This window comes from Butyrivibrio sp. WCD3002 (assembly GCF_000424265.1).
Classification (GTDB): Bacteria; Bacillota; Clostridia; order Lachnospirales; family Lachnospiraceae; genus Butyrivibrio.
In genome coordinates this window covers 17,401-39,714 of record NZ_AUJO01000008.1, presented here as the reverse complement: position 1 = coordinate 39,714, position 22,314 = coordinate 17,401, and the positions used below count along the sequence as shown (strand labels likewise).

Here is a 22,314-nt window from a genome sequence, read left to right as displayed (position 1 = left end):
CCTAAATATCGCTTAAATAATCGATAAAACTATGATAATTGAATATAAAAGCAAGAATGAGGTATAAATCGCAAGTTTAATGGATGATTAAAATTACTTAAAAATGTATTCTACATAAAGCAAATAAAACGAAGTTCCAAAAAGGAGGACAAAAATGAAACTGCAAAGATTATTATCAGCCACACTTATGATGGCGATGGCAACAGGAACAGTTGCTTGTGGAAACGGGGCTACAGCAGCAGAAACAAAAACTTCTGAGTCTGAGGAAACTGTGGTGGCAGAAGATGCGGCAGCAGAGACAGAAGCATCCGAAGAAACCGCGCAGGAATCACAGGAGACTGAAACAGAAGAAGGAACATCTGAGACAGAGGGAATTAAGTCATACGCTGACCTTACACTGGGTGAAGATTTTACTGACTTAACTGCAGAGATTTCTTTTTTCAGCAACAGAACAGATCTCGATTCCGAGGACTATGGCGGAACTAACTGGAAACAGTACCTGGATGCCTTTAATCAGCTTTATCCGAATATTTCTGTAAACATAATCACAGATACCAACTACGCTGAGGATGCTAAAACTCACCTTCAGTCAGGTGATTATGAGACAGTGCTTCTTATTCCTTCAATCGATAAGGCAGATCTCTCATCATATTTTGAGTCATACGGAAGCCTTGATGAGATGAGCACCCAGATCAACTACGCAGATCACTGGGAATATCAGGGCGAAGTATATGGGGTTCCTTCAACAGCTACCGCTCAGGGTATTGTTTACAACAAGAGAGTATTTGAGGAGGCAGGCGTAACTGAGCTTCCCAAGACCCCTGAAGAGTTCATAGGTGCACTTCAGAAGATCAAGGATTACAACAATGACATCATCCCTCTTTATACAAATTATGCTGCAGGCTGGACAATGGGAAGCTGGGATGACTACACAGGAATCAGCGCTACAGGTGATGCGGATTTTACAAACAGAACACTTCTTCATGAAAAGGATCCCTTCAGAGATTATGGCGATCAGACTCATCCTTATGCAGTTTATAAGATTCTCTATGATGCAGTTGCAAAGGGACTTACAGAGGATGATTATTCAACAACAGACTGGGAAGGCTGTAAGGGAATGATCAACAGAGGTGAGATCGGATGCATGGTTCTCGGATCATGGGCTTATCCTCAGATGGAAGCTGCCGGCGAGAATGCAGAGGATATCGGTTATATGCCTTTCCCTGTAACTGTTGATGGCAAGCAGTATGCACTTGCAGGTCCTGACTACTGCTATGGAATAAATGTAAATGCATCGGATGATGAAAAGCAGGCTGCGCTTATCTTCGTTAAGTGGATGACAGAGCTCTCAGGCTTTGTTTACAACGAAGACGGTCTTCCCATCAAAGCAGGCAGCACAGAGACAAAGCTTTCCTTTGACAACGTTACTTTCCTTCAGGAGTCACCTGCTGCCACAGGCGAAGAGGATCTCTTAAACGAGCTTAACGCAGAGTCTGAGCTTAATTACAGAGCAGGCGGTGACAGAAGAATCCAGCTCATCATTGAGCATGCATCAATGGGAGATATGGAATTTGATGACATCATGAATGAGTGGAATGAAAAGTGGACAGCTGCTCAGGAAGCATGCGGCGTAGCTACGCAGTAATTTCAGGCAAACTATGAACCTTGGAGGATGGGACAATGAAGTGGCTTAAAAGTAGAAAGGGACAACAGGCTGTCATAATTTTCAGCTTTGTCACTGTCCCATTACTTCTTCTTTTGATCTTTACCTATCTGCCATTTGCGCAGATGGTACAGTTCAGCTTTTACAAAATGAAATATCTTACACCGCCGGATAAAAGAGTGTTTGTGGGCCTCAAAAACTATATTGATGTGTTCACAAGAGATGATTGCTTTAAGGCCCTTAAGCTTAGTATTTATTACTGCATTGGCGCTCTTTTCCAGCTGGCTCTGGCACTGTTTCTGGCAACAATCTTAAGCTTTGGGGTAAAAGGAGGAAATATCCTGAAGGGAATGATGTTTTTCCCTTACCTCATAAGCGGAATTGCCATCGGATTTATCTTTAAATTCTTCTATACCAGAGGATTTGTCCTTGATTCAATACTTGGACTTTTTGGTGTGAGTCAGGAGGTTCTTCCCTATTGGCTAAAGGATCAGGCTGTAAACAACTGGTCCCTGGTTGCCACTTCTGTGTGGAGATATTTTGGTCAGAATATGGTTTTGTTTATAGGAGCAATTATGTCTGTTGATGCGGAGCTCTATGAGGCAGCAGCCCTGGATGGCGCGAACAGGTTTCAGCAGTTTTTTCACATAATTCTTCCAAGTATAAAAACAATAGTCACATTGAACGTTATTTTGTCCATAACAGGATCTCTTAGTGCCTTTGAGCCGCCATACGTAATAACAAGCGGAGCAAACGGCACCGGAACCTATTTTGTAATCATGAATGAAATAGCTCATGTGACTCAGAAGGTGGGCCTTGCCAGTGCGATGGCAGTGGTTCTTTTGATAATCATATTCATCTGTACGATTTTGCAGAAGCTGTTCTTTAAATATGCTTTTCGAGAGGCGGATACATGAAAGTAAGTAAGATTTTTATAAATATAATCAAATACATCATTTTGCTGTTCTTTGCACTTGCGGCGGTGGTCCCCGTGGTGTCATGCATTTTCACTGCGTTTAAGACAACGGAAGAGTACCAGACCACAAGCGTAATGACTCCGCCTACTGACTGGCTTAACTTTGATAACTTCATAAAGGCTTTTCAGACTGCAAATATGGGAAGAGCCTTTATGAATTCCCTTATCGTAATGGGCTTTGTTCTTGTGGTATCGGTAATTGTGGGAACGCAGCTTGCATATATCCTGAATCGTTTCGATTTTTTTGGAAACAGGCTGATAAGAAATATGTTTTTATTCGCATCTCTTCTTCCTTCAATCGCCATGCAGGTTACGGTCTACAAGATCATGTCAGTGCTTGGACTTGTTAATCACCTCTACGGCTACATCATTATGATGTGCGGAACGGATGTTATCTCTATTTATATTTTTATTCAGTTTATGGAGAATATCTCGACTTCTGTGGATGAGTCGGCAATCATAGACGGAGCTTCATACTGGACAGTCTACTGGAAGATAATCCTTCCGCTTCTTAAACCGGCTATTGTAACTGCCTGCATCTTGAAAGGAGTTTCTGTCTACAACGAGTATTACTGCGCAAACCTGTATCTTATGGACAAAGAGATAAGAACCATGTCCACGTCCCTTTATACCTTTGTGGGACCTATGGGCAGTCAGTACAACCTGATTTGTGCGGGAGTTCTGATTTCGATACTGCCGGCATTTCTGGTTTTTATCTTTAGTCAGAAACAGATTTACAGCGGAATTACGCAGGGTGCGGTAAAAGGATGAATATTGATGGATATTTTGATGTTACATGAAATAGAAAAAGAACTTAATGAGCACATAATTCCTTTCTGGAAAAGCCTTCGGGATGATGAAAACGGCGGCTTTTACGGGCTTTTGGACTATGAGCTTAATTTAGACAAAAAGGCGCCTAAGGGTGCCATATTAAATAGCCGCATACTTTGGTTTTTTGCAAGAGCCTATGTAGAGCTAGGTGACAAGGCACTTCTTGAATATGCGGATCATGCATACGAGTTTATGAAAAACTACATGCTGGATAAAAAAGGCGGCATATACTGGTCCGTAACCTATGACGGACAGGTTTTGGACAGCACAAAGCACACCTACAACCAGGCCTTTGCGATCTATGCACTTTCAGAGTATTACAAGGCTTGCGGGAGAAAGGCAGTGCTCGATGAAGCACTTTCGCTTTTTGATCTGATAGAAGAAAAGTGCCGTGACGCTGAAGGGTACCTTGAAGCCTTTGATGAGGATTTTGGGCTTTGGCCAAATGACAAGCTTTCTGAAAATGGCGTCCTTGCAGACAGAACCATGAATACAGCACTGCATGTCCTGGAAGCCTATACACTTTTGTTTGAAGTAGTCTCTGATATCGGCATAAAAAAGCAGGTTGGAGACAGGCTTTTGGAGCTTTTGGCCACTGTGGAAGGAAAAATTTATAACAGGGATAAAAAGCGGCAGGAAGTTTTCTTCGATCTTGAATATAACAGCCTTATTGACCTTTACAGTTATGGACATGACATAGAGGCATCCTGGCTAATCGATCTTGCGATAAATACTCTTGGCGAAGGCGTTCTTGATAAGACTGTAGAAGCCCGGATAAGAGAGATGACGATTGATATGGCGCGAAATACCATGGAGCATGCTTTGATTGATGGCTCTTTTATCAATGAGTGTGAGAGCGGCGTAAATGATAATACCAGGATCTGGTGGGTACAGGCGGAAGCGATGGTTGGCTTTGTAAATGCATATATTAAGACAAGGGAGTCCCGGTTTTTATCTGCGGCCATATCAATCTGGGAGTATACCAAAGAAAACATGATCGATAAAAGAGAGGGCTCGGAGTGGTTCTGGCAGGTTGATGAAGATGGGCACCCTTCGAGGAGACCTATTGTAGAACCCTGGAAATGTCCATACCACAATGGAAGAATGTGCTTTGAGATTATAGATAGACTAAAAAAGGAGCTGTAAATGATTCACGAAAAATACTATGAGGAGCTTGAGAAACAAAACGAATTTCTAAAGAGAAAGAATGAAAAAGCTCCGTTTTATAACGGCATCTATGACAGGTATAAATATCCTGTTCTTACAAGAGAACATATTCCTCTTACCTGGAGATATGACCTTAATAAGGATACCAATCCATTTTTCATGGAGAGGCTTGGCGTTAATGCTGTCATGAATTCCGGTGCAATTTATCTGAATGGAAAATATTACCTGGTTGCCAGGATTGAGGGAAATGATCGGAAATCCTTCTTTGGCGTAGCTGAGAGTGACAATGGTATAGATAATTTCAGATTCTGGGATCATCCTGTCCTTCTGGAGGATACCTGCAAGGAGGAAACCAATGTCTATGACATGAGGCTTACGCAGCATGAGGACGGATACATATATGGCGTTTTCTGCTCGGAAAGTAAAGATACTTCTGTCAGCGATCTGTCTGCAGCCGTGGCATCAGCGGGGATTGTAAGGACAAAGGACCTTAAGCACTGGGACAGACTTCCAAATCTTGTGACTCTTAAAAGTCCCCAGCAAAGAAATGTAGTACTTCATCCTGAATTTGTGGACGGCAGATACGCTTTTTACACAAGACCTATGGATGATTTTATAGAGACAGGAAGCGGTGGAGGAATAGGCTTTGGTCTTTGCAGCGATATAACACAGGCGGTTATCGATGAGGAAAAGATGACAAGCCTTCGCAAGTACCACACCATCACAGAAGCTAAAAACGGAGCAGGTGCAGTTCCAATAAAGACATCAAAGGGTTGGATCCATATCGCCCATGGTGTCAGAAATACAGCAGCAGGACTCAGGTATGTGCTCTATACCTTTGTTACGGATTTAAAGGATCCATCCAAGGTTATTGCCGAGCCGTCGGGACTTTTGATAGGACCGAGAGGAGAAGAGAGAGTAGGAGACGTTTCCAATGTTGTTTTCACAAACGGAGCAATCGTAAATGAAAATAATGAGGTCTTTATTTACTATGCTTCTTCTGACACAAGGATGCATGTTGCTACGACCACAATTGATAAACTGCTTGATTTCTGCTTTGAGACACCGCAGGATCCGGGAAGGTCAGTTCTGTGCGCATGGCAGCGAGATGAGATGATAAGCAGAAATCTTGAGCTTATCAAAAAGTACGGAGGATATCGTGGGATTTAAGAATTTTATTACAGTGTCAGGCACAAAGCTGATGGATGGACATAAAGAACTGATATTTGTTTCTTTGAATTATCCCCAGGCAACAAGCGATACGCCCTGGGAACATGCCAACGCCATGAAGACCTTTAGGGCCATGGGAGGAAACGTTACAAGAACATATACCATCCCTGTATATAATGGCGAAAACGCCGACACTGCTTATGTTACGGGAATTGATGAAAATGGAAAGCTTACCTTTAATGATGATGCGCTTAAAGCACTTGATGATGTGCTGGCTAAGGCAGATCAGTATGGAATAAGGGTTATTGTGCCATTTGTAGATCACTGGTTTTGGATTGGCGGCATGGACAGCTATGTGTGGCTCGCAGGTGAGTCCGATGGCCAAAAGCCCACGCCGACAGGTTTTCAGGATTGGGCATGGAAGTTCTACAGCAGTGAAAAATGTATGGATATGTTCAAGCAGATGATCACTCGTCTGCTGAACAGAACAAACACTGTTACCGGGGTAAAATATAAGGATGACCCTGCAGTTCTGTGCTGGGAAACAGGTAATGAGATCGGCGACAGAAGTCAGGCAGAAAGAGATGATGAGCTTTTCAAATGGACTAATGAAGTTGTGGAACATATAAAAAGTATTGACAGCAATCACCTTGTACTCGACGGCAGAATGTCCATGGCACCAAAGTCCCTTAGTGCTGATAACAAGGCAGATATCCTTGGTGCGCACTATTATGAAGGTGACTACGCAAAAAGGTGCGAAGACGACACAAGGGTTGCCCACGAAGCAGGAAAGCCCTTTATTCTTGGCGAATTTGGAGCTAAGGTTACAGCAAAGCCCTGCATTGATGTTTTCCAAAAGGGCGCTGAAAATGACACAAATGGAATCATGATGTGGAGTCTTAGGGCACATAAGGATGGCTTTGGATTCTATTTTCATAACGAGGATGGTTACTGGGCATCCTACCACTGGCCAGGATTTGAAGCAGGCAGTTACTATGGAGAAACAGAGATAATCCGTTCCATATATGCCTATGCTCAGATTGCAAATGGGAAGGCCGCAAATTACCGGGAGGCAGCAGCTATGCCGATACCTGCGCCTGAAACAGATGAAACGCCGCTCCTATACTCTGAAAGAGGAGTAGGTCACGACAATTCTTTTACCCGGAATTCTGTGGGCGATATAAAATGGCGAGGCGTCGTGGGCGGAGCATGGTACGAAATACAGAGGGCTGAAGGGAAAGTAACAGATAAGGATAGCGAAGCCTTTGTGACGATTGCAGGAAAGGAAGATTACGTCTATGATTCAGGCCGCAACTGGGAAGATAAGGCCCATGACTGTATCGCAGGATTCCATGATGAAACAGCTGTTGATGGCCATACCTATTCCTACAGGCTAAGAGCTTGCAATGAGTCGGGTGTTGGCCTTTGGTCAAACATTGTTACTGTGGAAAATATAAATCATGTGGTTAAAGACGATCTTGATCTTATCGCTGTTTCGAGTAATGATCCTAACCCCACGGAGATAAGGCGTACCTATAGCGCTAACCACTCTGAAAATATTGTGCAGTCAGGGAGCTCAATCGTCAATAATAGCTCAGAAGAGGGATATATCGAATATTCTGCAAAAATACCTGTGGATAAGGTGGAAATTACTGCTGTGAGCGAAACTAAGGATGGGAGCGAGCCAGGAGTTATGGTGTCCGCAGATGGTAAAGCCTTCAAGGAAGTTGTAGTGACTCATGCCCCCGGATCAAAGATTTACAAAGCTTTTGATATTAACAGAGAAGGCAATTACTACTTTATCAGAGTTTATCTTCAGGGGAAAAGCAGCTGTAAGCTGGATGCAATAGAGATTACTTATAAAAATGACGGATTATCATATTTAAATTAAGAAAACGGAAGATGGCATTATCATATACAAGACGGGGCCGCGCACTAATTTGCTTAGTGCGACAGCCCCAGAATTTAAAAATTAATGTTGAGACTTTTTTGACACAGAATTGTTGGAGTGATTTTATGAATGACTTGCGAGCCACCTTCCTGAGATTCGGGGAGTGATGAAACGCATATCATAAGTTAACCTTTGGCAGGTTCCAAAGAAAGTGTCTTGCAAGAACTCTGAGCAGAATTACAAGGGCGAAGCTGCATAACATGGCAGCGTTCCAGGAATTCATGGTTTCATGTATGAGTACCATCAGGATGCCACCTATAATTACAGGAAGAGCATATACATGCTTCACAAAAATTGCAGGCATTTGATTTGAGAGAACGTCTCTTAACACACCGCCGCCGACACCTGTGATAAATCCGAGAAACACAAGAAGGAACAGATCATCGGCATAGCCAAAATTAGCTCCGATCATAACTCCGTCTACCATAAAAGCGGCAAGCCCTAAGGTATCACAAATGAAAAGTCCTCTGTCATACAGACCTGCGAATTTATCCGGTACACCTTTGTGGAAAAACATTATACAGAATACTATGTTGGCAACGATCGCCGCCACTATGACATAGAATGGATTAACAAATATCTGTGGCGGAAAATTACCCATAACAATATCTCGCATTAGACCGCCTCCACAGGCAGTCAGGATAGCAAGAATGTTGACTCCGAATATATCCATTCTCTTATGGATCCCTGTAATTGCGCCGGATATAGCAAAGGCAACAGTGCCTATAAAATCAAAAATTCCTAAAAGAAGTACTGACATGATTCGCCCCAATACCTTCCATAAATACTTAAATCAGCGAATTCTATGATACTCCTTTTTTAATAATTTTGAACTGCGATGACTGTTATTTTGATGGAAAGGCAGGTGATTATATGTATTGCCCAAGTTGTGGAATTGATTTAGACGGCCATGAGAGATTTTGCCCTAACTGCGGTTATGCTATCAAGGGCGAGCAGTACAGAGCGAAGAGTCAGAGCTCTGTGCCTGACAATACTCAGATACTAAATGAACTAAAGAAAATCAATATTCAGCTTGCAGAGGGAAACAGGCAGAGAGCTGTGCTGGCAGAGGCCTTGGGACAGTTGATCTCAAGCGGAGCATTGCTGAATTTTTTGAAGTGAGATTTTTCAAGCCCCTACAAAAGGTTTTCAGGCAGTCTGAAAATCATAGGGATTAGAGGTATTAGAGGGTCTTTACGGAGGAAGTGTCTGAAAATAGTTGGAATCTCTGTATTAATGTCTTCATGCAGCTTGAAAACTATAGAAGTTAGAGCGTTTATGCGGAGATAATACCCGAAAAAATTCAAGATCTCCGCGTGCCTGTCCTTCGGTAAATAGAAAAATATCTAATAAACAGTTTGTATATCGAAATTATAAACTATATCATCGACTTTTCTTTTCTTAAATTTTCCCAAAATATATATTGCAAACTTATGAATATTGCTTGATTGTAATCAGGAATCTACGGTGCTAGAATGACTTTGGTGTGAATACTAATTTCAATTCATAGGGGGCTTATATGAGGAAAAGTTTCAAATCATGGATAAGCAAATGTCTTATCCTTCTTTTTGCTGTACTTGCAATCTTCAATCAACCGGCAGCGGTGCCAAAGGTCCAGGCAGCTACTACTTTAAATGAATCCACTATCAAAGACTATCTAAACAGAAAAAATGGAACTACGGAGAGTAATTATGCAGGTTTATGTCTTCAGTGGACAATAACTCAGCTCAAGAATATGGGAGCGTCAGGCGCTGATTTAGGTGTAGGAAGAGAGGGGTGTTGCGCATATAATGCGGCACAGCATCTTTATCTGAATAAATCAACAAATGATATTCCTATTGGCGCGATTGTATTTTTTCAAGGCCCCAGTTCTCAAAAATATGTGTGCAGCACATGCGGGAACTATTGTGGACATGCAGGTATTTATGTAGGAAATAATTATGTCTCCAGTATACATGGAAATGGCACTATAAAGAACGAAACTATCGCATGGTGGGCTAGTGCAAAATATCCATTTTTGGGATGGGCACTTCCCAAAAATGTTACAATCAATCGTGACGTTACAGGCAATATTCCTAAGCCTGCCGTAACAGATATTAAAATCGAGAATGTAACCACAACCGGCTGTGATATTTCGTGCGATGTCACTAATCAGGCATATCTTAGAAATGTTCAGTTCGCAGTATGGACTGAATACAACGGACAGGATGAGCTTATATGGCATAACATTGATAAAGGTTCAAATGGCAGGTGGTCTATGCATATGAATATATCAGACCACAAAAATGAAAAGGGGCTATATTATATCCACATATATGCCTGGGCGAATGACGGAAGTTATAATTACAGTCCTACATCAGTGACTATTCCGGATAAGAATCCACCTGTGATTAAAGACAAATCAGGTAGCGTAATGTTAGGTACGGTTATTTATTTGAGTTGTCGAGTGGATAGGGAGCTTTCCAGTATTAATTTCTATGATAATTGGTATGTGGGAGGAACTCTGATTAATTCCAAATCATATAATGGATCAGGTTCTAGCAGTAGTTTATATCCTGGCTATTGGGATTATAATTGCATTCTTAATTGTGATGAGTTTAAAGAAAAACCCGGAGAACATGTTTTTTCTGTAATTGCAACAGATAAAGACGGACTAATGTCAACAGCTGAAATTTGTTCGAAAACAATAGCTAATGTTACTTCCATACAGCTTGATATGCATGAACTTACTGTTAATCTTGGGGATAAGACCCGATACGCATTAAAATATTCCGTTACACCTTCGGATGCAATCTTCCGCATGGTAACATTTGAAACGGATAACGCGAATGTAGCAACAACAAACCAATGGGGATATATATATATAAATGGTCCCGGCGTGGCTTATATAACTGCAACATCTGTATCTAATCCCTCAGCAAAAGATGTATGCAAGATAACTGTCATAGATCCTAACAATCCTAATCCCGGTGGCGATTCTCAAGAAGGTGGTGATTCTAAACCGGGAGAGTCTGGAGGCAGCAGTGGTTCAGGGCAGAATAATAATCCTTCCGGAAACACAGAAAATGATAATACACCTTCGAAGCAGGCAGATAATTCTACAGAAAATGCAGAAAGAAGCAACACTCAATCTCAGAGGGTAGACACACGGTCCGGTGATGAGGATGCTTCAAAAGAGATAGTCGATCTTCCAAAGATTAAAATAGACAAGACGAAACGTAGCAATTCTAAGGCAACAGTCACTTGGAAGAAGATAAGCAGGAAGGATCTGAAGAAGGTTTCTAAAATTCAGATCGAATACGCAACAGATAAGGAATTCACAAAAAATGTGAAGGTTGTTACTGTAAGCAAGAATGCTAAGTCAAAGAAAATATCAAAACTAAAGACCGGCAAGACATATTATGTGCGAATGAGGGCATACAGCAAGAAGGATGATGGCATCCATGTATCCAAATGGTCTAAGGTGAAGAAAGTAAAGTAAATCAATAAGGGATGTTTTTGACTGATTAGTTAAAACTGAGTCGGTGAGAAACTTCCCTTTTGTTTTTTCGAATGGGGCTGTCGCATTAGATGACTTAATCATCTAATGCAACAGCCCCGCTTTTTAAGGGGATTCAATTCTGTTAATCTACTTTACCCTCTATTCCATACATCTCTTCAAAGATTTCCTCAAGCTTCTTAAACAGTTTTTTCATATCCAAAGACCTCCTTTTCAAGATTTGCTTTGCTTATATGTATCTATTTAGCTGCTACTTATTTCTTTTTGATAATTAAATGATAACAGCCTGACTAGCTGTTGTATAATACATATATTAGAGGGTGTATTATACCTGATAGGTATAGCTGGAAATAACTGAACTATGGAAACTATGTATCTTTACTGATGATGAAAGTTCGAGTTTAGGTGCAGAAAGGCGGAACGGATATGGAACTTAGACACATAAGGTATTTTCTTACAGTTGCGGAAGAGGGCAGTTTTACAAAGGCCGCAGAAAGACTTAACATAGCGCAGCCTCCACTGAGCCGTCAGATAAGAGATCTTGAGGAAGAATTAAACTCAAAACTGTTTGTACGCAAGGCAAGAGGTCTTGCGCTTACTGAGGAGGGAACAAGGTTTCTCCAATACGCTCGCCGCATCAAGCAACTTGCTGATCAATCTGTGGAAGATATCAGCAAAATGAATGAAGGTCTTACAGGGAGGCTTTACCTTGCTACTGTCGAAGGACATGCCCCTGAGCTTTTTGCCAATTGGATAAGCGAATTCAAGAAGAAATATCCTATGGTGGAATACGAAGTTTGGAATGGGAATTCTGATGACGTTATAAAAAGGGTACACTCAGGACTAAACGAGGTGGGCGTCATAACACTTCCCTATGACGAAGAGGGTCTGGATGGACGCCTTATTTACAGCGAACCCTGGGTTGCAATCATTCCGAAGGACCATCCGCTGACCAAAGAAAAGGGAGACAGCATAGAGTTAAAAAAGCTTGCGCCATACGAACTCATAATTCCCTCACGAAGATCCAGGAGAAAAGAGATTGAAAACTGGTTTGCGCCGCTAAAGTGCCAGCCAAAGATAATCTGCCGAATGGCCCACATGTTAAATGCCTATGAGCTTACATCCAAGGGAGTGGGAATTGCAATTTACCCTGCTTCCGCTGCCAAATATGTTAATGGCGGAGTCGTAATCAAACGAATAATAAAACCCGATGTCACAGCCGGCTATGTTCTTGTAAAAAGTGCAGAGAGGGACCTTTCAAAGGTGGCTATGGAATTTTGGGATATGGTCAATGAGATGTATGACTCAGGAAAATAGCAGGTGGTAAAATCTGCCACGCCTCTATTTTGAGAGATATGGTTATTTTCTCTGCGCAGACATGATGCAGAGAGTCTTGCTAAAGTCGTTCAAATGGCTTTTACGCCTCTATTCTAGGGAGATTTTCGATTTTCTCTGCGCAAAAACCGGCTTTATAGCATTTCAGAAAAAATCCGCACCTCTATTTTCAATGAAATCTTTATTTTCTCTGCGCGAGAGCTCTGCTTCGAGCTTTCAAAAGCTGTTCAAGAGCGATACCGCGCCTCTATTTTGGCGATAATTGTGTTTTCCGCTGCGCAGGAAGGATTTGTCTCTATTTCATAATTATGCTCGCGCCTTTATTTTGTCCAAAATCAGTATTTTCTCTGCTCGAAAAGAATTAGGAATAGATAGTTTATGCCATTTCTGAAAATGAGATGTATAACGCAGGAAAACAGCAGTGTGGTAAAATCTGCCATACTTTCCATAAATAAATACCGGGTAAACAATCTTAAAAGAGAATAAAATAACACCGGCACTTATTGAAAAAGGTATTGTAGGGTTGGACAATTGTAGTAGATGTGTTGCCGAAAGTGGTGGATTCATTATGAATTAATGGAACAAATACTATGATGGAGGTATTTTTATGAGGGTTAACAAAAAGAGTAGTAATAGGATTTTATCTTTTATGCTGGCTTTTGCATTGACATTGACGATGTGCATCGGATTTATGCCGCAGAAGGCATATGCAGAAGATGCTTATGCTGAATTTACATCTAATGGAGTAAATGTAGGTGGAGATCATTATGGAAGTGGTCAATTTGTTGATAAAACGGCTGACTATACAAAATATGCTAGTTACGATTCTTCAAATAAAGAGTTTATCTTGACAGACGCTCAGTTTACTGGGTTTGATTTTGTTGATAAGGTTACAATTGTAATAAAAGGTAATTGTGCACTGTCCACCTCAGGCGTTTTATATCTATTTAATGATTCACCGATTCCTACGGCTTATTCGAATAAAAATGTTCCGATTGTAATAAAAATGACTGAAGGATCTACATTAAAAATTAACAAGGTTATTGCTGATCCTAATGGAGGAACAACCCCAGTAACTATAACGGCAGGAAGTGCTGATTGGAATAAACTATTTTCAAGTCCCTTGAATTTGATTACCGTTGAAGGCGGTGATGTTGGTGCAGATGGAACCATTACAGCTAATGGAAATGCCTCTTCTGGAGGCTCCAACGAGAACACCGGCACAGATATCAAGGTTGGCGATACAGTTACACCAAAAGACGGAAGTTCCAAGGATTCCGCAACCTACAAGGTAACAGGAACAGATAAAGGAAAGCGTTCTGTAACATACGAGAAGCCCGCTGAGAATGCATCAGGCACAGAAGAAATTAAAGCTTCTGTTATCCTTAAGGACGGCAATGAGTACAAGGTAACAGCAATTGGCGATGGTGCATTCAAGAATTTCGAGAAGAAGGACGATATTGCCAAGATCATTATTGGTGATAACGTTGAGCAAATCGGTAAGAGTGCCTGCGAAGATCTTAAGAATGTTAAAGAAATAAAGATCGGTAAGAACGTTAAGAAGATTGGCGCCAAAGCATTTAAGGGCTGCGTAGCTCTTACAAAGTGCGACGTTCCTGATAACGTTGAGGAAATCGGTGAGTCTGCCAACGAAGGCTGTAAAAAGTTGACAAAGCTTACAATTGGAAGGAAAGTAAAGAAGATTGGCAAAAAAGCATACTATCAGTCCGGTCTTAAGAATATCAAAGTTAAGTCTTCAAAGCTCACCAAGGCCAGCAAGATTGGTAAGAATGCCTTTGGTAAGATAAATAAAAAGGCAAAGGTTAAAATGAAGATGACCAAATCTGAAGCAAGGAAGGCTAAAGCACCTACAATAAAGGTATTCAAGAACAAGAAGATTGGTTATGTTAAGACATGGTCGGTTAGCTAAATAATTTAATACAAAAGCGATAACGCTAGAGAAAATGAGCTACAGGTTACTTAATTTTGAGTAGCCTGTAGCTTTTTTGCGTGTGGGGTATTACTCTAATGTGTGGACAGAATTGGAATGAATATGTGGGAAAGGGTTTATAGTTATGAAAAAGTTTGCACTGATTAAAGAAATATCCATTTTGACGATTGCTACGACGATTGTTGGGGTTGCTGTTTTCTTTTTTCTAATGCCAAGTCATGCATCGGTCAGTAGTATATCCGGATTAGCAATTGTATTGACAAATTTTATACCTTTACAGGTTTCAACGATAACCATGATAATGAACGTATTTCTGCTGATAATCGGTTTTATCACCTGCGGGGCGGAGTTTGGTTATAAGACAGTATATACATCAATTTTGCTGCCGGTGGTTATTGGAATATTTGAAAGGTGTTTTCCGGATTTTGTTTCTTTTACAGGAGATGCGACACTTGACGTTCTTTGCTACATATTTACCGTAAGTATAGGCATCGCGATCTTGTTTAACAGGAATGCATCTTCAGGTGGTCTGGATATTGTGGCAAAAATTCTTAACAAATATCTGAAAATTGACCTGGGAAAGGCGATGTCTGCAGCAGGACTGTGCGTTGCTGTATCCTCAATCCTTGTTTATGACACAAAGACACTTATACTTAGTATTCTTGGAACATATTTTAATGGCATGATCCTTGATCATTTCATATTTGACCAGAAACTTAAAAGAAGAGTCTGTATCGTTTCTCCTTTTGAAAAAGAGATACGAAACTACATACTTAATGAGCTGCACAGCGGTGCAAGCATTTACAAGGTTATTGGTGCTTACCGCATGCAGGAGCACAATGAGATTATAACTATTGTAGATAAAAGTGAATTTCAGAAACTTATGACTTTTATAAATAAAATAGACCCTCAGGCATTCATAACTGTATATAAGGTCAGTGATATGCAGTACAGATCAAAGTCCATGCCTGAAAGGATTTTCGAGGAATAATGCAAAAATTACAACTGTATTGTATGAGTCAGCATGGCAAGAGCGGCTCCCTGTCCCCAGGGGTAATGACCATAGACTTGCCTGTGAACACCTATGTCCTCACAGCCTGAAAGGGACTTTTGGACAGAGCCTTTTTCTGAGTGAAGAAGGATGAAATCCTGCATACGAAGAAGGGATTGTTTGACAGATTCACAGGATAAAGTACTGTTTCCATCAAAACCACCCTCTTTATTGACGTCTCGACTAGGATTTTGGCTGTTGTTAGTAGCTGCTCCATTAAAAATGCCACTTTTAAGAGTTCTTGCAAGTGCATATCCAATCATAGCAGTAGCTGAGGTATCGGGTTCTCCTTCTATAGCCTGAAGCTGCCAGGAAAAACCGCCATCAAGGCGCTGGTAGCTGAGCGTGGTCCTAACGAGATTAATGAACTGTTCTTTTATAATATCGAGTGTTTTTGAATCTATTCCTGCCGGAAGAATGACCTGACCTGCTGCATCATTATGAATATCTGATGTTTTATATATGCAGGTCAAAAATTCCGCATACCCCATAATGAGCCATCCCATAGCTCTTCCCCAGCCAAGGAGACCCAGCTTTTTAGCTGTTGACATAGTAAAGGCGTGATAGGGAAGACCTGACCTGAAGTCCATTCCATGGTCGTAGTAGTTTATCAGCTGCGTGGCTGCAAGCTCAAAGGCTTTATCATCAATTTCAGCGCCGTAGCGTGAGAGAAACATGGCACTTTGCCCTGCGCCATCTGCGAAGATATAGTCATTTCCCGCCTTGGGATTATAGATGATACTTCCTGTCCTGTTCTTGGGACTATTATTCAGAAAATCATAAATCTTTGAAGCGCTTTGCTTAAGCTTCTCATCATCTGTTATTTTATACATTCCAAGAAGAGCAGCACCAAAAACAGAGTCATCCACAAAGGAGACCTTTTCAGAACCTTCATCCTGCCATTTTTTAATAAATGAATTGATGTCAGCTGTTATATCCTCCCTGAGAGATTCAGAAATAACCGGAGTTATGGCTTCCGTAAGTCCAAACAGCAGAACTCCTGCCGGCCAGAATATCATGTCCTTTGTGGCAGAAGGGCGACCAAGAGCTTTTTTGGCAACGTCCTTCATGGAATCCTTGAGGCTCCTCTTATGAATATTTGCAAGATCCTCTCTTGCTACAGATATAAATGATTCAAGTTCTTTGATCGTCATAAGATCTCCATTAAATTAATAGATATTGTATAAATAACAAACGTTTCAAGAAATAATAACGTCTAACAGGAATCACTTTTTTGATAACTTACTTTTGATTATTCCAAGCAGATAATTATATTCGTCTGTATTATGGAACATGATCCAGAACACACCATTAAAAATAACGGTAACTATTATGCCCATTATCACAAAGGTAAGGATGGTGATATTAACGAGGACAGCTTTACTTATGAAGAAGCAGGCCACAATGATGGCAGCCTCTGTAAGTATATATTTGGCGCTGTCTAAAAAGTATGAGGATGAGCTCTTATCAAAACATACTTTATAGATGATGACAGGCTTGGTAACATTTGCAATAAGTCCTGAAACAACGGTTCCCACATAGATACCTGCCAGACCAATCTTTTGAACGAGAACAATTGATATGACAAGATTTACAAAGCCCTGAATTAGAGCCAGATACTTATCCTGTTCGAATACTCCGGCAGCGGTCTTGTAATTGGATAATACAATTCTGTCACCCTTAAAATAGTAGTCAGTGATGAACAGGTAAACTGCGATTGTGGGAAGCATCCAGGCTGCGCCGTGACGCTTAACAATCCACAGATAGATCAGGGGCTGCAGAAGGATGAAAAACCCGGCAGCCGAAAATCCGTATACCCACGATGCGAAAAAGCGATATACTTTAAACAGTTTATATTGCTTTTCTTTGGATTCAGTAGCGATAAGGTTGCCAAAGCTGGATATAACCGAGTTGAATATGATGTTTACAAAGTTCGCAATGGTACCGGTAACAAGCGTATAGTTATCAACAACACCTGCTATTCCAACCTCGATGAAGGCGGAAATTATAAGAGTATCAGTCTGAAGTCTTGCCACATCTCCGACCTTATGAAGGACAAGAGCCTTTGTCTTGGACCAGACTTCGTCGTGCTCTTCTTTGGTCAGTGGTGTAATGTCCTTATCTCTAAGGTAAGGATAAAGCTTATCGAGGTATCTGCTGACAAAGAGCTTCTGTATAAGCTGGATTGCAGCGTCCGTCAACAGATATAAATAAAAGTCAGGAATTACCAGAAGCACAATTATCTGGAAAAATACAGTGATTATCTTGGTCAGAGTGTTTATGTTGGTCTGAATGTAATTCTTTTGCTCTGCATTTACCAGGCTGTATTTATAAGAAACAAAATATGTGCTTACAGTGTTAAACAGGAAGATCAGATAATAAAAGGTCAGATCCTTAGGTGTGATGTTACCGGGGTTCTTTACCAGGTATTTCAAAAATGGGGTAAGGATAAGACCTATAACAGCCACAACAATGGCTATTGTGTGGTAGGCCTTCCGATACATCTGCATGTAGGACTTGATTTTTTCGGTTTCTTTTCTGGCAACAGGTCCGTAGAGAGAAAAATTCAGCGCCGTACCAATTCCAAGCTCTGCCATTGACAAAAGTGACAGTATATTGCTGTATAGAGCGTTAACGCCCAGAAGATCCCTGGAGAGCTTATATATGAAAATTGATCTCAATATGAAGGACATCAGGGCTGTTGCGAGCTGCCCGATGTATCCGAATGCTATATTTTTTGTGGCGAGCTTCACTCTGCCCATGAAAATTGACCTCCGCAAGAGTTTTAACTATAATGTTTGAAGAATTGCGTTAGTGTGATTACTACTTGTATTATGAAAAAGCAATCTCATACACCATAATACAACGGATTATACCATATCTACAAAGGAGTATTAATATTATGAAAGAGAGAAACGTTTCTTTAGAAGGTAAGACAGTACTTGTTACAGGTGCTGCAGGCTTTATCGGCTCATACTTGTCCACAAGGCTTCTTGAGGAGTTTAAGGATATAAAGGTTATTGGCTACGACAATGTAAATGATTATTATGACGTTCGCCTAAAGGAGGAGCGTCTTGAGAAGCTCTCAAAATATCCGGATTTCACTTTTGTTAAGGGTGATATTGCTGATAAGGCTGCAGTTGATGAGGTATTTGCAAAGTATAAGCCCGCAGTTGTAGTAAATCTGGCTGCTCAGGCAGGTGTAAGATACTCAATCGAGCACCCCGATGCTTATATCGAGGCTAATGTTATCGGATTTTTCAATATTCTTGAGGCCTGCAGACATTCTGAGCCCAAGGTAGAGCATTTGGTTTATGCATCAAGCTCATCTGTATACGGTGGAAACACCAAGCTTCCTTTCAGTACAAAGGATCAGGTTGACCATCCGCTTTCACTCTATGCGGCAACCAAGAAGTCTAATGAGCTTTTTGCTTATTCCTACAGTAACCTCTATGGAATGGCTACAACAGGCCTTAGATTCTTCACGGTTTACGGACCTATGGGAAGACCTGATATGGCACTTTTCCTCTTTGCCGACAAGCTTCTCAGAGGAGATAAGATTCAGATCTTTAACTATGGTAACTGCAAGAGAGACTTTACCTATGTTGATGATATAGTAACAGGTGTTGTTAATGTAATGCAGCATAAGCCTGATGAAGATGAGAAGGGTAATCGCTACAAGGTTTATAATATCGGTAACCACAGCCCTGAGAATCTTATGGATTTCGTTGATCTTCTTCAGAAGGAGCTGGTTGCTCATGATCTTCTTCCCAAGGATTTTGATTTTGAGGCACACAGAGAACTTCTTCCCATGCAGGCAGGTGACGTAGAGGCTACCTTCGCAGATGTTGAGGATCTTATGAACGACTTCGACTTTAAGCCTGACACACCTCTTAAGGAAGGTATTCACAACTTCGTGGACTGGTACGCTGGATACGTTAAGAGAAGAGACGCATAAGAAGGCGTAGCCATCCCAAAATGAGATAATATTGAACTACCATAGTTCATTAGAAAAAGATAAAAGGTGTTACCAATGGAAAAAATAATGCAGAGTCGCATGGACAGAGGCTTCATGCGACATCAGGAAGAATATGAGCAAAAGGCACTGGAGGTTCTCCGTTCAGGATGGTATATCCTGGGAAAAGAGGTTGAGAGCTTTGAGGAAGAGTTCGCTTCTTATGTGGGAACAAAGTACAGTGTAGGACTTGCCAGCGGACTGGATGCGCTCTGGCTTGCATTCAGAGTCCTTGGAATTGGCAAGGGTGATGAGGTAATCGTTCAGGGCAATACATATATAGCGAGTGTTATGGGTATAACCATAAACGATGCCACACCTGTTTTTGTTGAACCTGATGAGCATTATCAGATTGATGTGGACAAAATAGAAGAGAAGATAACTGATAAGACAAAGGCAATTCTGGTTGTCCATCTTTATGGTCAGGCAGCCCGCATGGACAAGGTTACAGAGCTTTGCAAAAAGTACAATCTTAAGCTTGTTGAAGATTGCGCACAGTCCCATGGAGCATGCTTTGATGGGAAGATGACCGGAAGCTTTGGCGATATCGGATGTTTTTCTTTCTATCCTTCCAAGAATATGGGAGCCTTTGGCGATGCAGGAGCTATCACGACAGATGATCCTGAGCTTGCAAGACTCATGAAGATATACCGCAACTATGGAAGTGAGAAGAGATACCACAACATGGTTGTGGGAGCCAACTCAAGACTTGATGAGATGCAGGCAGGTCTTTTAAGAGTGAGACTTAAATATATTGAAGAGATCACAGAGGAGCGTGCCCAGATAGCTAAGCGCTACGCGGAAGGTATTACCAATCCTCTTTTCATTAAGCCTGAAGTTGCAGATGGTGCCACCAGCGTATGGCATCAGTATGTGATAAGAGTACCTAAGTACAGAGATGAGCTTATGGCTTATTTGGCTGATAATAACATAACGACAATTATTCATTATCCTATACCGCCTCATCTTTCACAGGCCTATGAATACTTGGGCTTTAAGAAGGGAGATTTCCCTATAACAGAGAGCTATGCTGATGAGGTGCTTTCACTTCCCATCTATGGCGGAATGACGGATGAAGAGATGGATTATGTAATTGATCGTTTGAATTCTTTCAGAGCGGAGTAAAGGACTTAATGGGGGAAATAATTTCTATCGAAAATGATAAGTTCAAAATGAAGGAGGGCGTCAGAAAGCTTAGGATAGCGCTGTTTATCGGAAACGTAATAGCTGTTATTCCGATCTTTTTGATGGCTCTTTACAATGTTCCTGCTGCTGACGATTTTAGTATGGCTTATGAGGTTCATGAGGCATTTATGGAGTCGGGCAGCGTTTTTGCGGCGATTTTTAAGGCTGTATATATGGGATACTGGTATTATATGAACTGGACCGGTTATTTTTTCTCGGATGCACTTACTGCTCTGGCACCCAGTGTTTTTCATGAGGGTCTCTATTTTCTTGGTACCTGGTGTGTTCTTTTGATGTTTTCCTTTGGCCTCTGGTTTTTCATGAGGCAACTTCTTACTAAAACCCTTCGTCTTGGCAGCGATATATCAGGATGCATAACAAGTATTATTTATGTAATTCTTTTACATACACTTCCCGCAGAGGCAAGATGTGAGAGCTTTTTCTGGTACAGCGGAGCAATAAACTATATGTTTATGTTTTCTCTGTCACTTTTGTGGATGGGGCTTTTGATAAAGCTGGCAACCGATCAGGAAACAAAGCTGTATAAAAAGCTTCTTTTATCACTTCTCGGCTTTTTGCTTGGTGGTGCAAATTACATGACGGGGCTTAGTACAGCAATAGTATCCGCCTGTATTTTATTTATAGCTGCTTATTACAGTGTATTTGACGGAGCAGATGCAGAAAGAAAGCTAAATATGAGCCGTTATAAGCTGACAGCCATCTGCTTAAAGCTGTCTTCAGTAAGAAAGCTTGTTATGCCTGCTGTATTTATGATTGTTGGCTTTATAGTGGCTGTGGTTGCACCCGGCAATGCCAAGAGATCCGCAGAGGCGTATTATGGCCCCGTAAAGACGGTTATGATTTCCATCTATTACACTCTTGAGAGGATGTTTGGCGAATGGATTACATTCCCTGTAATTTTTCTGATGGCTCTTCTTGTGCCATTTATGTGGAAGGCTGCCGGAAGAATCAGAAAGTTTTACAAATTTGAGCATCCTGTACTTTTGGGTGCTTTTGCCATTCTTCTTGCATCTGCAAATATTACACCGCCGCTTTATGCTACAGGTAATATTATTGCCGGAAGAATAATAGGAATTTACTACATGCAAAGCATGCTGCTGCTTATTCTTCTTCAAGGCTATCTTTGCGGATGGTTCAGAGCGCATGTGAAAGTATCATCCTTTAAGGATTTTTCCGGAGTGTACATTTTTGTTGCGATTATTTTTGTAATTGGTTCATGTCTTGCGATTAAGGCAGATCCTCACATTTACACCGGTACATCTGCTGTTTTTGATATGGCAACAGGCAAAGCAGGCACTTATAAGGCTGAATTTTCAGAAAGGCTTAAGGTTTTAAAGGATGACTCCATAAAGGATGTCAGACTTAAGCCCTACTCAGTGAGACCTGAGCTTCTTTATTTTTCAGATATTACAGATGATACTTCAGACTGGCTAAACAATGCGGTTGCTGAGTATTATCACAAGGACAGTGTAGCTCTTGATAAGACAAATTGATTTGGA

Annotated in this window: 17 protein-coding genes; 14 read left to right on the top strand and 3 right to left on the bottom strand. The window is 41.1% G+C overall.

The window, feature by feature from the left end; translation table 11 throughout:
- The first annotated feature begins 154 nt into the window (after positions 1–154).
- Genes G608_RS0110430 through G608_RS0110405 form a run of 6 tightly spaced genes read left to right on the top strand, consistent with a single transcriptional unit; the run spans position 155 to position 7,698 of the window.
- The gene (locus G608_RS0110430) at positions 155–1,645 is read left to right on the top strand and encodes an ABC transporter substrate-binding protein (RefSeq protein WP_026495967.1); all 1,491 of its coding nucleotides are present in this window, start codon (positions 155–157) and stop codon (positions 1,643–1,645) included.
- A 35-nt stretch (positions 1,646–1,680) separates the two neighbouring features.
- The gene (locus G608_RS20840) at positions 1,681–2,580 is read left to right on the top strand and encodes a carbohydrate ABC transporter permease (RefSeq protein WP_081677388.1); all 900 of its coding nucleotides are present in this window, start codon (positions 1,681–1,683) and stop codon (positions 2,578–2,580) included.
- Positions 2,577–3,410: a carbohydrate ABC transporter permease gene (locus tag G608_RS0110420; RefSeq protein WP_026495966.1), complete on the top strand. Its 834-nt coding sequence runs from the start codon at positions 2,577–2,579 to the stop codon at positions 3,408–3,410. The genes G608_RS20840 and G608_RS0110420 overlap by 4 nt, the downstream gene beginning before the upstream one ends.
- 6 nt (positions 3,411–3,416) lie before the next feature.
- Positions 3,417–4,616, top strand: a complete 1,200-nt coding sequence (locus G608_RS0110415; protein ID WP_026495965.1) for an AGE family epimerase/isomerase — start codon at positions 3,417–3,419, stop codon at positions 4,614–4,616.
- Positions 4,617–5,807 (top strand): glycoside hydrolase family 130 protein, encoded by a 1,191-nt coding sequence (locus tag G608_RS0110410; RefSeq protein ID WP_026495964.1) that lies wholly within the window; start codon positions 4,617–4,619, stop codon positions 5,805–5,807.
- Positions 5,797–7,698 carry a cellulase family glycosylhydrolase gene (locus G608_RS0110405; RefSeq protein ID WP_026495963.1) on the top strand — a complete coding sequence of 634 codons (1,902 nt, stop codon included), beginning with the start codon at positions 5,797–5,799 and terminating at the stop codon, positions 7,696–7,698. The genes G608_RS0110410 and G608_RS0110405 overlap by 11 nt, the downstream gene beginning before the upstream one ends.
- A 178-nt stretch (positions 7,699–7,876) precedes the next feature.
- On the opposite strand, the gene G608_RS0110400 is transcribed toward G608_RS0110405, so the two are convergent.
- Positions 7,877–8,518 carry a trimeric intracellular cation channel family protein gene (locus G608_RS0110400; RefSeq protein ID WP_026495962.1) on the bottom strand — a complete coding sequence of 214 codons (642 nt, stop codon included), beginning with the start codon at positions 8,516–8,518 and terminating at the stop codon, positions 7,877–7,879.
- A 68-nt stretch (positions 8,519–8,586) separates the two neighbouring features.
- Here G608_RS0110400 and G608_RS0110395 point away from each other — a divergent pair, with 68 nt between their 5' ends.
- The 5 genes from G608_RS0110395 (at position 8,587) to G608_RS0110375 (ending at position 15,534) form a co-directional block, all read left to right on the top strand.
- Positions 8,587–8,880 (top strand): zinc-ribbon domain-containing protein, encoded by a 294-nt coding sequence (locus G608_RS0110395; protein WP_196810178.1) that lies wholly within the window; start codon positions 8,587–8,589, stop codon positions 8,878–8,880.
- 397 nt (positions 8,881–9,277) lie between these two features.
- Positions 9,278–11,239, top strand: a complete 1,962-nt coding sequence (locus G608_RS0110390; protein ID WP_026495960.1) for a GBS Bsp-like repeat-containing protein — start codon at positions 9,278–9,280, stop codon at positions 11,237–11,239.
- A gap of 444 nt (positions 11,240–11,683) precedes the next feature.
- On the top strand, positions 11,684–12,574 hold the full coding sequence (locus tag G608_RS0110385; protein WP_026495959.1) for a LysR family transcriptional regulator: 891 nt from the start codon (positions 11,684–11,686) through the stop codon (positions 12,572–12,574).
- Between the two features lie 625 nt (positions 12,575–13,199).
- Positions 13,200–14,522 carry a leucine-rich repeat domain-containing protein gene (locus G608_RS0110380; RefSeq protein WP_026495958.1) on the top strand — a complete coding sequence of 441 codons (1,323 nt, stop codon included), beginning with the start codon at positions 13,200–13,202 and terminating at the stop codon, positions 14,520–14,522.
- A gap of 145 nt (positions 14,523–14,667) precedes the next feature.
- Positions 14,668–15,534: a YitT family protein gene (locus G608_RS0110375; RefSeq protein ID WP_026495957.1), complete on the top strand. Its 867-nt coding sequence runs from the start codon at positions 14,668–14,670 to the stop codon at positions 15,532–15,534.
- 8 nt (positions 15,535–15,542) lie between these two features.
- On the opposite strand, the gene G608_RS0110370 is transcribed toward G608_RS0110375, so the two are convergent.
- Together G608_RS0110370 and G608_RS0110365 are read right to left on the bottom strand one after the other, a co-directional pair.
- Positions 15,543–16,748, bottom strand: a complete 1,206-nt coding sequence (locus G608_RS0110370; RefSeq protein ID WP_026495956.1) for a glycoside hydrolase family 88 protein — start codon at positions 16,746–16,748, stop codon at positions 15,543–15,545.
- A gap of 72 nt (positions 16,749–16,820) precedes the next feature.
- On the bottom strand, positions 16,821–18,356 hold the full coding sequence (locus G608_RS0110365) for a lipopolysaccharide biosynthesis protein (protein WP_026495955.1): 1,536 nt from the start codon (positions 18,354–18,356) through the stop codon (positions 16,821–16,823).
- 140 nt (positions 18,357–18,496) lie between these two features.
- Between G608_RS0110365 and G608_RS0110360 the strand changes: the two genes are divergently transcribed.
- The 3 genes from G608_RS0110360 to G608_RS0110350 all read left to right on the top strand — a co-directional run bounded on the left by G608_RS0110360 (position 18,497) and on the right by G608_RS0110350 (position 22,308).
- Positions 18,497–19,552 carry an NAD-dependent epimerase/dehydratase family protein gene (locus G608_RS0110360; protein WP_026495954.1) on the top strand — a complete coding sequence of 352 codons (1,056 nt, stop codon included), beginning with the start codon at positions 18,497–18,499 and terminating at the stop codon, positions 19,550–19,552.
- 75 nt (positions 19,553–19,627) lie between these two features.
- A complete protein-coding gene (locus G608_RS0110355) occupies positions 19,628–20,734 on the top strand; it encodes a DegT/DnrJ/EryC1/StrS family aminotransferase (protein WP_026495953.1) in 1,107 nt (368 codons plus the stop codon).
- A gap of 8 nt (positions 20,735–20,742) precedes the next feature.
- Positions 20,743–22,308, top strand: coding sequence for a DUF6056 family protein (locus G608_RS0110350; protein WP_026495952.1), 1,566 nt, complete (start codon positions 20,743–20,745; stop codon positions 22,306–22,308).
- Positions 22,309–22,314 lie beyond the last annotated feature (6 nt).

What these genes read in the sequence shown, in the direction of transcription:
- G608_RS0110385 (WP_026495959.1), top strand. Translation starts at nt 11,684, where the DNA reads ATGGAACTTAGACACATAAGGTATTTTCTTACAGTTGCGGAAGAGGGC.
- G608_RS20840 (WP_081677388.1), top strand. Translation starts at nt 1,681, where the DNA reads ATGAAGTGGCTTAAAAGTAGAAAGGGACAACAGGCTGTCATAATTTTC.
- G608_RS0110350 (WP_026495952.1), top strand. Translation starts at nt 20,743, where the DNA reads ATGGGGGAAATAATTTCTATCGAAAATGATAAGTTCAAAATGAAGGAG.
- G608_RS0110360 (WP_026495954.1), top strand. Translation starts at nt 18,497, where the DNA reads ATGAAAGAGAGAAACGTTTCTTTAGAAGGTAAGACAGTACTTGTTACA.
- G608_RS0110410 (WP_026495964.1), top strand. Translation starts at nt 4,617, where the DNA reads ATGATTCACGAAAAATACTATGAGGAGCTTGAGAAACAAAACGAATTT.
- G608_RS0110400 (WP_026495962.1), bottom strand. Translation starts at nt 8,518, where the DNA reads ATGTCAGTACTTCTTTTAGGAATTTTTGATTTTATAGGCACTGTTGCC.
- G608_RS0110380 (WP_026495958.1), top strand. Translation starts at nt 13,200, where the DNA reads ATGAGGGTTAACAAAAAGAGTAGTAATAGGATTTTATCTTTTATGCTG.
- G608_RS0110355 (WP_026495953.1), top strand. Translation starts at nt 19,628, where the DNA reads ATGGAAAAAATAATGCAGAGTCGCATGGACAGAGGCTTCATGCGACAT.
- G608_RS0110430 (WP_026495967.1), top strand. Translation starts at nt 155, where the DNA reads ATGAAACTGCAAAGATTATTATCAGCCACACTTATGATGGCGATGGCA.
- G608_RS0110375 (WP_026495957.1), top strand. Translation starts at nt 14,668, where the DNA reads ATGAAAAAGTTTGCACTGATTAAAGAAATATCCATTTTGACGATTGCT.
- G608_RS0110370 (WP_026495956.1), bottom strand. Translation starts at nt 16,748, where the DNA reads ATGACGATCAAAGAACTTGAATCATTTATATCTGTAGCAAGAGAGGAT.
- G608_RS0110415 (WP_026495965.1), top strand. Translation starts at nt 3,417, where the DNA reads ATGGATATTTTGATGTTACATGAAATAGAAAAAGAACTTAATGAGCAC.
- G608_RS0110390 (WP_026495960.1), top strand. Translation starts at nt 9,278, where the DNA reads ATGAGGAAAAGTTTCAAATCATGGATAAGCAAATGTCTTATCCTTCTT.
- G608_RS0110365 (WP_026495955.1), bottom strand. Translation starts at nt 18,356, where the DNA reads ATGGGCAGAGTGAAGCTCGCCACAAAAAATATAGCATTCGGATACATC.
- G608_RS0110420 (WP_026495966.1), top strand. Translation starts at nt 2,577, where the DNA reads ATGAAAGTAAGTAAGATTTTTATAAATATAATCAAATACATCATTTTG.